The following is an 11,153-nucleotide window of genomic DNA, read 5'->3' as shown; positions in this document are numbered from 1 at the left end:
GGTACTCCTAATTTGTATTACTGTTCTGCGAGGCGGTTACGCACCGCATACGCGAAGCCTGTGATCGTGTCGGTGTAATCCTTGTCGAGGCCGGGGGCCAAAACGATGCCAACAAGGCCCGCACCATGGAAATCGGGCGCCCCCGCGGTAAACTCGAACGGCTCTACCACGGTCTCACCGGTATTTGTGTTAACGGCCTTGATCGTGCCGGTCACGTTGCTGTCCAATCCCGGAACGGCCGCTTCGACCGCCGAAATCAGATAGAGCTTCGTCAGCGCCACGGTGACATCCACATCGCCCGATGGCGACGCTTCGAGGGCAGTTTGCAGCGCCTTCGTCACATCGCTTTTGACCTGCTGCGGGCTACGCTCGAACTTTTCGACATCGGCAAAATGCTCGACCTTGAGATTGGTCGTGTCGAGCGTGACCTCGCGCACTTCGAAAGGAAGCGGTTTCTGCGAGGCCTTGGAGGCCGGATCGGCACAGGCGGCGAGTGCCGCCAATGCCGAAATCAAGAATGCGCGTCTGATCATCATGCGTATTTCGCCTGAATTTCGTCCGAGATATTCTGCGGAACCGGGTCATAATGGTCGAACTGCATGGTGAACTGGGCACGGCCCGACGACATCGAACGCAGGGTGTTGATGTAGCCGAACATGTTGGCCAGCGGCACAAACGCGTCGATTGCGATTGCGTTGCCGCGGTTTTCCTGACCCGAAACCTGACCCCGACGCGAAGTCAGGTCACCGATGATACCACCGGTGTATTCTTCAGGCGTGATCACCTCGACCTTCATGATCGGTTCCAGCAGCTTGGCACCCGCCTTGCGCATACCTTCACGCATACCCATACGAGCCGCGATTTCAAAGGCCAGAACAGAGGAATCCACATCGTGGAACTTACCCTCGATCAGCGCCACCTTGAAGTCGATCACCGGGAAGCCAGCCAGCGGACCACTGTCCATGACCGATCTGATCCCTTTTTCGACACCCGGAATGTATTCCTTGGGCACCGAACCGCCAACAACGCGAGATTCGAACGAATATCCTTCGCCCGGCTCTGTCGGGGTGATGATCATCTTTACTTCGGCAAACTGACCCGAACCACCCGACTGTTTCTTGTGGGTGTAAACGATCTCGGCTTCGCGGCTGACAGTCTCACGATAGGCCACCTGCGGCGCACCGATGTTGGCTTCAACCTTGAATTCACGCTTGAGACGGTCCACCAGGATGTCCAGGTGAAGTTCGCCCATGCCCTTCATGATGGTCTGACCGCTTTCGAGGTCGGTTTCCACCCGGAACGAGGGATCTTCGGCGGCCAGACGGCCCAGACCCTGGCTCATCTTCTCCTGGTCAGCCTTGGTTTTCGGCTCAACCGCGATCTCGATCACCGGATCGGGGAAGGTCATGGTTTCCAGAACAACCGGATCGTTGACGGCACAGAGCGTGTCACCGGTGGTGGTGTCCTTCAGACCCGCCAGCGCGATGATGTCGCCTGCGAATGCTTCCGTGATCTCTTCACGGTCATTCGAATGCATCATCATCATCCGGCCGATACGCTCTTTCTTGCCCTTGGTCGAGTTCAGGAGCGTATCGCCCTTGCCCAAGGTACCCGAGTAGATGCGGGTAAAGGTCAGCGAGCCAACAAAAGGGTCGTTCATGATTTTGAACGCCAGGCCCGAGAACGCCATGTCATCATCCGCACGGCGGGCGATGTCACGGGTTTCTTCTTCGTCACCGGGTTTGAAGCCCATGTAATCGACAACGTCCAGCGGGCTGGGCAGATAGTCGATCACAGCGTTGAGCAGCGGCTGAACACCTTTGTTCTTGAAGGCAGAGCCACCCAGAACCGGAACAAACGCGATTTCCAGAGTGCCTTTGCGCAGCAGGGCGCGCAGGGTCGGAACGTCGGGCTCATTGCCTTCCAGATATTCCATCATCGCGTCGTCGTCCATTTCGACGGCCGCTTCGATCATCTTGCCGCGCCATTCGTCAGCCATGTCCTTCAGGCTGTCGCGGATCGGAGCCTTGATCCAGGAGGCACCCAGATCTTCGCCCTGCCACAGCCATTCTTCCATGGTGACCAGGTCAACCAGGCCTTCCAGCTCGGTTTCGGCACCGATCGGGATACCAACCGGAACGGCGCGGGCGCCGGTGCGGTCTTCGATCATTGCAACGCAGTTGAAGAAATCCGCGCCGATCTTGTCCATCTTGTTGACGAACACCATCCGCGGAACCTTGTAGCGGTCAGCCTGACGCCACACGGTTTCGGTCTGCGGCTCAACACCGGCGTTGGCGTCGAGAACACAGACAGCACCGTCGAGAACCGCCAGCGAGCGTTCGACTTCGATGGTGAAGTCCACGTGGCCGGGGGTGTCGATGATGTTCAGGCGGTGCTTGGGGCTGTCAGCTGTTTCACCGTCTTCGGTGCGTTCCCAGAAGGTGGTGGTCGCAGCCGAGGTGATGGTGATGCCGCGTTCCTGCTCCTGCTCCATCCAGTCCATGGTGGCTGCACCGTCGTGCACCTCACCGATGTTGTGGGATTTGCCGGTGTAATACAGGATGCGTTCCGAACAGGTGGTTTTGCCTGCATCAATATGCGCCATGATACCGAAGTTGCGGTAATGGTTCAGTGTATATTCGCGTGCCATAGGTCTCAGATCCTCTGGATTACCAGCGATAATGGCTGAAGGCTTTGTTCGCCTCGGCCATCTTGTGGGTGTCTTCGCGCTTTTTCACGGCGGTGCCGCGCGACTGAACTGCATCCATCAGTTCACCGGCAAGGCGCTCTTCCATGGTGTTTTCGTTGCGGTTGCGCGAGGCGGTGATCAACCAGCGGATGGCCAGGGCTTCGCGGCGCTCGGGGCGCACTTCGACCGGAACCTGATAGGTGGCACCACCAACCCGGCGCGAGCGAACCTCGACCGACGGTTTGATGTTGTCGAGCGCTTCGTGGAACACTTCGACGGGGGCGCGTTTGATCTTGGTCTCAACCCGGTCCAGCGCGTTGTAAACGATGCGCTCTGCGACCGACTTCTTGCCGTCGATCATCAGGTTGTTCATGAATTTGCTCAGCACCTTGTCGCCAAATTTGGCGTCGGGCAGGATTTCGCGTTTTTCTGCGGCGTGACGACGTGACATCTCGGCCTCTCCTTCTTACTTGGGACGCTTTGCGCCGTATTTCGAACGACGTTGCTTACGGTCTTTGACGCCCTGGGTATCCAGAACACCGCGCAGGATGTGATACCGCACACCGGGAAGGTCTTTTACACGGCCGCCACGGATCAGAACAACCGAGTGTTCCTGCAGGTTGTGGCTTTCACCGGGGATATACGAGATCACCTCGAAGCCGTTGGTCAGGCGAACCTTGGCAACTTTCCGCATCGCCGAGTTCGGCTTTTTCGGTGTGGTGGTGTAAACACGTGTACAGACGCCGCGTTTCTGCGGGCACTGTTCCAGGTGCATGGACTTCGAGCGTTTAACTTTAGGCTGCCGCGGCTTGCGGATCAGCTGTTGGATCGTTGGCATTCCGGTTATATCCCCGTTTCGCAACACATATGACATGCACGCGCGTCGCGTGCGGTTTCAATTCGCTGCACTTATGCGTCCACAAGCGCAAAATCCGCGAGCGTTCCCATTCCGAGGTGAACGTCGCGGTTGGGTATCAGAGGGCGCGAACTGCAAAATTGTCCGGGCCTTGACCACTTCAACTATGAAGTCGGCGGTGGGGCGACCCCCGATGCCGAGATAGCGGGCGTATAGGAGGAGTCGCCGGTGGTGTCAACAGCGGGTCCGAAACTGGTCCTGCCAGTGCACCTGAGGGACCCGTTTCGCAGTGGATGCAACCGTGATCTTGCGGCCCGCAACGACCGCAGGCATAGCCCGCCAAAACCTTATCGGGACAGGCTGTGCGATCTGACCAGCGCTATGCGGCAGGTTCAGATCGTCTCACACCCGCCGGGCAAGCACCGCGGAGTGATGCAAAACATCCTCAACGCCGCGCGAATGGACCCGTCGCAACCCTGGCTGCAATTTCGCCATGACGACGACGCCGCCGTCTCGGTCGACTTCATCGAACGCCTCAGATCCGCCGTAGAGGAATACGACGGGCTGGTGCGGGGCAATCTGACGGTTGCGTTTGACTACAATCGCGGCTTTGTCGAGGCGCTCGGGTTGTATATTGCGGGGAAATGCAAGGCGACACTCATGAACTTCGCGCATTGGAAGATCGATCGTGTCATGCCGACAGTCAGCAATACGGATCAGCCAATGTGGGTGCGCACGCATCGCGGTTGCAATGAGTCCCGCCAAAAGCCGGTAAAGCCGGTACCGGTCACGCCCCTGAGCCCCGAGCAGGAGGTGGAATTCTCGATGAGATTCGCAATCGACAGCGATCGCGTGCGTCAGGTTTTTGGTTGTGTCTGAGCAAACCGCTCCCGGAACAGCGTGAAAAGCCCCGTAGCCACAACCAGCGCGCCGCCCAGCATGGTGACCGGGTCGGGCCAGTCGCCAAACACCATCCAGCCCAGAGCCAAAGCCCAGATCAGCCCGGAATAGCGGAACGGCGCGATAAAGCCGACATCACCCGCCCGCATCACCAGCACGCTGCAGAGATAGCCCAGCAGGATAAAACCCGAAGCCGTCAGGATCAGCCCCGCCAACGGCAGGGTCACGGGCACCCAGGGCTCGGTCAGCGAGGCAAATCCTGCCGCAATCGTCACTGTAAGTGCCGTGGCGAAGGTCACCATCATCGATGGCACCTGTGCCGACATCTGGCGGGTGACCAGATCGCGGATCGTGATCATTACCACCGCCAGCAGGGCAAAATAGCTGTGCTGGGTAAATCCCTCCGCCCCTGGCCGCACAATCAGAAGCATGCCGCAGAACCCCACCGCAATGGCCAGCATCCGCCGCCAACCCACCTGTTCACGAAAGAACAGCGCAGCCCCCAGCGTCACGGTGAGCGGAAGCGCCTGCAGCACCGCCGTCACATTGGCCAGTGGCATATGGAGCAGCGCATTCAGAAAGAAATAGGTCACCGCCACCTCGCTGAGGCAGCGGATCAGTACCAGCACCCTGTCCTGTGCGGGAAAGCGCAGGTGAAACATGCCCAGCCGCCGCGCAAGAAGATAGATGAAGAAGCAGGTCAGCACCCCGCGCAGCACAACGATCTGAAACAGCGGCAGTTCGGTACCGAGATATTTGATGATCGCGTCGTTGAATGTGAACCCGGCCATGCTGCCGCACATCAGCAACGCCCCGCGCAGGTTGGGGGACAGCGCTGCCGACCCCGACCGGGCCCGCCCGGACGCTGGTCTCGGGTTTGTCATAGCCACCTCTGACGCATGTCACATTCGGTAGGGCGATTGCGCGTTCACGTCAAGAACCGCGCCCGACAGCGCCGCTTTCGACCCGCCGCCCGCAGCATCGGGGCTTTCCGTGTGCCGGAACAAGTGCCAGAGTTGCGGGATGCCGGATCTACCGAAACCCGCCGCATCGCCCGGTTCATACGGCGTCTGGACCTGCACGGCGCTGGTGGTCGGCAATATCGTGGGCTCGGGCTTCTTTCTGGCTCCGGCGGCGCTGGCCCCTTACGGGGCGGTGGCGCTGATCGCCTGGGGCGTGGTTTCGATCGGGGCGCTGTGCCTGGGGTTGGTCTTTGCCCGGCTCAGCCGCATCGCGCCGGAAACCGGCGGACCGTATGCCTATGTGCGGCTGGGCTTTGGCGATTTCGCCGGGTTTCTGGTGGCCTGGCTCTACTGGATCTCGATCTGGATATCGCTGCCCGCCATCGCCCTGGGGGCGACCGACTATCTGCATTTCTTCTTTCCCGCACTGCAAGGCAGGCCCTATGCGAATTCCGCCCTGGCACTGATGATGATTCTGGCCGTCGGGCTGCTGAACCTGAAGGGTACGAAAGAGGTCGGGATGGTCCAGTTGATCATCGTCAGCGTCAAGCTGGTGCCGTTCCTTGCAGTGGCCTTCATCGGCCTGTTCTGGGTGGATTGGAGCCATTTCTCCCCGATCAACCCGACGCCAATGTCCTTTTTCATGGCCTTTGCGGCGACCACTCCCTTCATCATGTACGCCTTCACCGGGCTGGAAACCGCCACCGTCCCGGCGGGCGAGGTGCGGGACCCGCGCCGCACCATCGCCATCGCAACCATCGCCGGGGTCCTGCTGGCGGCGGCGCTGTATACTTTCGGAACCCTGTCGGTGATGGGGGTGATGTCGCGGACCGCGCTGGAACAATCCAACGCCCCCTTCGCGGATGCCGCCGAGGTGATGTGGGGCAACTGGGCGGGTTATATGGTGGCGGCCGCCGCAATCCTGTCCTCGCTCGCCGCACTCAATGGCTGGACGCTGGTGATGGCGCTGGTGCCCCTGGCCGCCGCGCGCCACGGGCTGCTGCCGCGGGCCTTTGCCGAACTCAGCACCAATGGCGTTCCGGCCAAGGGGATCATGATTTCGATGTCGCTGTCGATCCTGGTGCTGTTGCTGCAATCGACCGGGTCCAAGTCCCTGCTGGCGGCGTACGAGTTCATCATCCAGCTTTCCATCGTGACCGAGATGGCGCCCTATGTGTTCTGCTGCGTGGTCGAGGGGCTGATCCTGCTGTCGCTGGGCCGCCGCATCGGCTTTCTGAAACCGCTGACCTATCTGCCGGTTGCCATCATCGGCTTCGGCTTTTCCATGTTCACGATCTTCGGCGCGGGGTCTCAGCCGGTGATGTGGGCGTTTCTGCTGATGCTGGCCGGGCTGCCGGTCTATGTGATGATCCGGCTCCGGCGCAGCGAGCCCGAGCTTTGATCCCAGCGCGGGCGTCAGCGGCAGCTGAACGTGTAAAGCGCCCCGGTGCCGCCCGCATCGCTTGAGATATAGCGCGCGTCGGGGCATAGATCCCGCGCCATTTCCCGCATCGCAACCGGCGGGCGCGACGTCTGACCCGAAGCGACCGGCCCACGGATGACCACGGTGTTGCCGTCATAGGAATGCACTTGCCCGGTTCTGGCATCCGTCAGCTCGGCACAGCCCGCCAGGGCAAGACATCCTAAGGCGATAACAAAACGGTTCATCCCAAATCTCCAATCGGCCTGTTACCAGAACCCTAGCATCGTCGCACAGGGCTGCAAGGGTTTGATCCCAAACGAGACCATTCAACAGGACCCAGTGCCCTACCCACCGCGCAGACGCTGCATGAGGTAAATCTCATCCTCGGCCGAGACCGGCGCGGTCAGGTCGCTGGCCATGATCCGGCCATCGACCGAGACCGAAACCCCCGCCTCGATCGGCGCTTGCAGCGCGGGATGCAGACGGACCAGCTCGCGCAGCATTTCTCCGATGGTCGAGGCCTCGACCTCCACCACCTCTTGACCGCCGGTCAGGGTGCGCAGGCCGGACCAGAGATGGACCTTAACCGTCACGGGCCTTCAGCGCCGCCAGAATGCGCGGCGGTGACATCGGCAGGTCGCGCATTCGCACACCCGCGGCGTTTGAAACCGCATTGGCGATGGCTGCCAGCGGTGGCACGATGCCGGTTTCGCCCACTCCGCGCACACCGAAGGGGTGGCCGGGGTTCGGCACCTCGACGATGACCGTGTCGATCATTGGCAGATCGCTGGCGACGGGGATGCGGTAATCGAGGAAGATCGAGTTCTGCAGCCGCCCGTCCTCGCCATAGATATATTCCTCGTTCAGCGCCCAGCCGATACCCTGCGCGGCACCGCCCTGATACTGGCCCTCCACATAAGCCGGGTGGATCGCCTTGCCGGCGTCCTGGATGACCGTGTAGCGGGTGATCGCGGTCTTGCCGGTCTCCGGGTCAACCTCGGCATCGACGATATGGGTGCCGAAGGACACGCCCGCCCCTTCCGGCGTCGCTTCGAAATGGCCCGAGATCGGCCCGCCGGTCGCGCCCATATTGGCGGTGATGTCAGCCAGCGGCAGCGGGTCGAAATCGCCCGCGTTCGGCCCCGAAGGCACCGCGCAGCCATCTTCCCATTTCACCGCATCCTCCGGGATGCCCCATTTGGCCGCCGCCCGCGCGCAGAGCCGTTCGACCGCATGCCGGGCCGCCTTGATCGTGGCCAGACCGCTGGCATAGGTCACCCGGCTGCCATGGCTCACGTCGTTGTAACCCAGCGTCGCGGTGTCCGCGACAGTCACGCGGATGTTCTCATAGGGAATACCCAGCACCTCGGCCGCCATCAGCGCCATCGAGGCGCGCGAGCCGCCGATATCGGGTGTGCCGACCATCAGTTGTGCCGAGCCATCCTCGGACAGAGCCAGCGAAACGCTGGTCTCGCCGCCATGATTGAACCAGAAGCCACAGGAGATCCCGCGCCCCTGCCCCGGCTTCAGCGGGGCTGCGTAATGCGGATGCGCCTTGGCTTCTTCCAGCGTTTTCACCAGACCGATCTGATCGTAGGTCGGGCCATAGCTGGCCTTGCTGCCGTCATGCGCGGCGTTTTTCAGCCGCACTTCGACCGGATCCAGCCCAAGCTGGTTGCACAGCTCGTCCAGCACCGATTCAACCGCAAACGCCCCCATCGGCGCGCCCGGCGCGCGATAGGCGGCCTGTTTCGGACGATTGGCCATCACATCATAACCCACCTGCCGCACATTGGTCAGGTTGTAGGGCGCAAAGGCGCACATCGCAGTCATGTCACCCGGCGCGCCGGGAAAGGCACCGCCCTGCAGGCGAAAGATGCCCTGCGCGGCGGTAATGGACCCGTCCTTTTTCATGCCGATCTTGACATCCATCGACGCCGAAGAGGTCGGCCCGGTGGCGCGGAACACCTCGGACCGGCTCATCACGATCTTGACGGGGCGGTTGGCCTTGCGGCTGAGCGCCAGCGCCACCGGCTCGATAAATACGGTGGTCTTGCCACCGAACCCGCCGCCGATTTCCGAGGCCGTCACGCGCAGTTGTGCGGTCTCGATCCCCAGAAGCGCGGCGCAGGTTTTCTGCGCGATCCAGTGGCCTTGCGTGGTGCACCACAGCTCGCCCTTGCCGTCGGCGCCAAGCTGGGCGAGGCAGGCATGCGGTTCGATATAGCCCTGATGGGTGGCTTCGGTGGTGAAACTGTCCTCGACCACCAGATCGGCCTCACCAAACCCTGCCTCGACATCGCCATGCCCGCTCTCGTGATAGCGCACGACGTTGGGATGCAGGCCCTCGGGCACCGAGTAATCGGCGGCCCCCTCACGGATCACCGGCGCGTCTGCTGCCATCGCCTTGTCCACATCGGTGACATGGGGCAGCACCTCATAGTCGACCTCGATCAGCTTGAGCGCATCGCGCGCCGCCAGCGCCGAGGTCGCGGCCACAGCCGCCACCGCATGCCCGTCATAAAGCGCCTTGTCGCCAGCCATGACATTTTCCAGCACGTTCCAGAACTCGCCCGCGAGCCCGGGTTTGAACGGCACCTTGTCGGAGAAATCGGCGCGGGTGACCACCGCCTTCACGTCCGGATGCGCCTGAGCCTTCGAGGCGTCGATCTTCACGATCCGCGCATGGGCGTGGGGCGAGCGCAGGATCGCGCCGTGCAGCATCCCCGCCGCCGAGACATCCGCGCCGAATTTCGCCCGCCCCGTGACCTTGTCCAGCCCATCGGGGCGATCAGGGCGTGTGCCCACGAATTTGAAGACGGATTTCTGATCGTCGAGTGCCATTACGAAGCCTCCCGCATGTCCGCCGCCGTGTCCATCACGGCGCGGATGATCTTGTCATATCCCGTACACCGGCAGAGATTGCCCGCCAGCCAGTACCGGGCCTCTTCTTCGGTCGGATCGGGGTTCTTTTCCAGCAGCGCCTTGGCCGCGACCAGAACGCCCGGCGTGCATATCCCACATTGCAGCGCGGCATATTCGATGAACTTCTGCTGCAGCGGATGCAGCTCTTCGCCCTCGGCCATGCCTTCGACGGTGGCGATGTCCTTGCCGTCCGCCTCAACGCCCAGCATCAGGCAGGAGCAGACCAGACGCCCATCGACGGTGACGGAACAGGCTCCGCAATCGCCGGTGCCGCAGCCCTCCTTGGCGCCGGTCAGGTTCAGCTTGTCACGCAGACAATCCAGCAGCGTCTCGCGTGGATCACAGAGAAACTCGACCGAGTCCCCGTTCACGGTGGTGGATACGTGCAGTTTGCTCATGCTTGCTCTCCCTTCGCACGGGCATAGGCGATTTTTGCCGCGCGCTTGGCCAGAACCCCGGCCACTTCGGTGCGGAACGCAATCGTGCCGCGTTTGTCATCAATCGGGTTGCAGGCTGCCGATGCCGCTGCCGCCAGTGCATCCAGCGCCGCGTCATCCAGCGCGGTGCCGATGATCGCCTTGGCGCACTCCTCGACCAGCAGCACCGTGGGCGCCACCGCACCCAGCGACACCCGCGCTTCACTCACCGTATCGCCATCGACCCGCAGGCTGATGCCGCAACCGACCACCGCAATATCCATTTCGGTGCGCGGGATGAAGCGCAGATAGGCGTCGCCGCCGTTCGGCCCGCGCGGCGGAATGTTCACCGCCGAGATCACTTCGCCCTTCGCCAGCGAGGTTCTGCCGGGCCCGGTCGGAATGTCCTTGACCGGCACGGTCCGCTCTCCGTCCGGACCAGTGACAGAGACGGTCACGCCCGCCGCGATCATCGCCGGCACCGAATCCGCCGCCGGCGATCCGTTGCACAGGTTGCCCACAAGCGTCGCGCGCCCCTGCACCTGGGTCGAGCCGATCAGATCCATCGCCTCGACGATGCCGGGCCAGTCACGGCCCAGTTCGCCATGCTCGCTCATCTCGGCACCGGTCACCGCAACCCCGAGGGTCCAGCCGCCATCCGAGGTACGGGTGATGTCGCTGACACCGTCGATCTTCTTGATGTCGATCAGCAGATCGGGCGTCACCATATCCGAGCGCAATTGCACCAGAACATCAGTTCCGCCAGCGAGGAAACGGGTGACGCCCGTTGTCGCGGCGGCCAGTGCCGAGGCTTCGGTGAAACTGGCAGGGCTGTGATAATCCATCTGTCTACCTCGCATGTCCTGAAATGAGAGTCGCTGGGCTCTTGCCGGGACGTTAGTGCAGCAACCGGCCCTCGTCCATCATCGGAACACCGGAAAATCACACCCTCAGGGTGGTTTTTGTCAGACGCTATCAGGTC

12 protein-coding genes are annotated in these 11,153 nt (G+C 62.0%); 2 read left to right on the top strand and 10 right to left on the bottom strand.

The genetic code is table 11. The features are described 5' to 3' along the window. Positions 1-17: 17 nt before the first annotated feature. Genes M3P21_RS18365 through rpsL form a run of 4 tightly spaced genes read right to left on the bottom strand, consistent with a single transcriptional unit; the run spans position 18 to position 3,527 of the window. Positions 18-536 (bottom strand): hypothetical protein, encoded by a 519-nt coding sequence (locus tag M3P21_RS18365; RefSeq protein ID WP_249712343.1) that lies wholly within the window; start codon positions 534-536, stop codon positions 18-20. Continuing rightward, positions 533-2,650, bottom strand: coding sequence for an elongation factor G (gene fusA, locus M3P21_RS18360; protein ID WP_249712341.1), 2,118 nt, complete (start codon positions 2,648-2,650; stop codon positions 533-535). Before fusA ends, M3P21_RS18365 begins: the two co-directional genes overlap by 4 nt. Before the next feature lie 19 nt (positions 2,651-2,669). Then, the gene (gene rpsG / locus M3P21_RS18355; protein ID WP_249712339.1) at positions 2,670-3,140 is read right to left on the bottom strand and encodes a 30S ribosomal protein S7; all 471 of its coding nucleotides are present in this window, start codon (positions 3,138-3,140) and stop codon (positions 2,670-2,672) included. Between the two features lie 15 nt (positions 3,141-3,155). Beyond that, positions 3,156-3,527, bottom strand: a complete 372-nt coding sequence (gene rpsL / locus M3P21_RS18350; protein WP_005621086.1) for a 30S ribosomal protein S12 — start codon at positions 3,525-3,527, stop codon at positions 3,156-3,158. 246 nt (positions 3,528-3,773) lie between these two features. On the opposite strand from rpsL, the gene M3P21_RS18345 reads away from it, so the two are divergent. Next, positions 3,774-4,424 carry a glycosyltransferase gene (locus M3P21_RS18345; RefSeq protein WP_308445970.1) on the top strand — a complete coding sequence of 217 codons (651 nt, stop codon included), beginning with the start codon at positions 3,774-3,776 and terminating at the stop codon, positions 4,422-4,424. Here the strand turns inward: M3P21_RS18345 and M3P21_RS18340 are convergent. Then, entirely contained in the window at positions 4,403-5,329 is a 927-nt protein-coding gene (locus M3P21_RS18340; RefSeq protein WP_308445969.1) for a DMT family transporter, read from the bottom strand. The two genes, M3P21_RS18345 and M3P21_RS18340, sit on opposite strands and share 22 nt — an antisense overlap. A 139-nt stretch (positions 5,330-5,468) precedes the next feature. Here M3P21_RS18340 and M3P21_RS18335 point away from each other — a divergent pair, with 139 nt between their 5' ends. Continuing rightward, positions 5,469-6,809, top strand: coding sequence for an amino acid permease (locus M3P21_RS18335; protein ID WP_249712335.1), 1,341 nt, complete (start codon positions 5,469-5,471; stop codon positions 6,807-6,809). A gap of 14 nt (positions 6,810-6,823) precedes the next feature. Here the strand turns inward: M3P21_RS18335 and M3P21_RS18330 are convergent, their stop codons facing one another. From M3P21_RS18330 to M3P21_RS18310, 5 genes are all read right to left on the bottom strand, one after another. Beyond that, complete coding sequence (locus M3P21_RS18330) at positions 6,824-7,075, bottom strand: hypothetical protein (RefSeq protein WP_249712333.1); 252 nt, start codon at positions 7,073-7,075, stop codon at positions 6,824-6,826. Between the two features lie 99 nt (positions 7,076-7,174). Further along, positions 7,175-7,423 (bottom strand): MoaD/ThiS family protein, encoded by a 249-nt coding sequence (locus M3P21_RS18325; protein WP_249712330.1) that lies wholly within the window; start codon positions 7,421-7,423, stop codon positions 7,175-7,177. Beyond that, the gene (locus M3P21_RS18320; RefSeq protein WP_249712329.1) at positions 7,413-9,674 is read right to left on the bottom strand and encodes a xanthine dehydrogenase family protein molybdopterin-binding subunit; all 2,262 of its coding nucleotides are present in this window, start codon (positions 9,672-9,674) and stop codon (positions 7,413-7,415) included. The genes M3P21_RS18325 and M3P21_RS18320 overlap by 11 nt, the downstream gene beginning before the upstream one ends. Continuing rightward, entirely contained in the window at positions 9,674-10,153 is a 480-nt protein-coding gene (locus M3P21_RS18315; protein ID WP_249712327.1) for a (2Fe-2S)-binding protein, read from the bottom strand. The genes M3P21_RS18320 and M3P21_RS18315 overlap by 1 nt, the downstream gene beginning before the upstream one ends. Beyond that, positions 10,150-11,016: an FAD binding domain-containing protein gene (locus M3P21_RS18310; RefSeq protein WP_249712325.1), complete on the bottom strand. Its 867-nt coding sequence runs from the start codon at positions 11,014-11,016 to the stop codon at positions 10,150-10,152. Before M3P21_RS18310 ends, M3P21_RS18315 begins: the two co-directional genes overlap by 4 nt. Positions 11,017-11,153 lie beyond the last annotated feature (137 nt).

Source organism: Ruegeria spongiae (assembly GCF_023502395.1).
Classification (GTDB): domain Bacteria; phylum Pseudomonadota; class Alphaproteobacteria; order Rhodobacterales; family Rhodobacteraceae; genus Ruegeria_C; species Ruegeria_C spongiae.
Note: the sequence above shows the minus strand (reverse complement) of the source record. Positions and strands in the feature narration are given on the sequence as shown.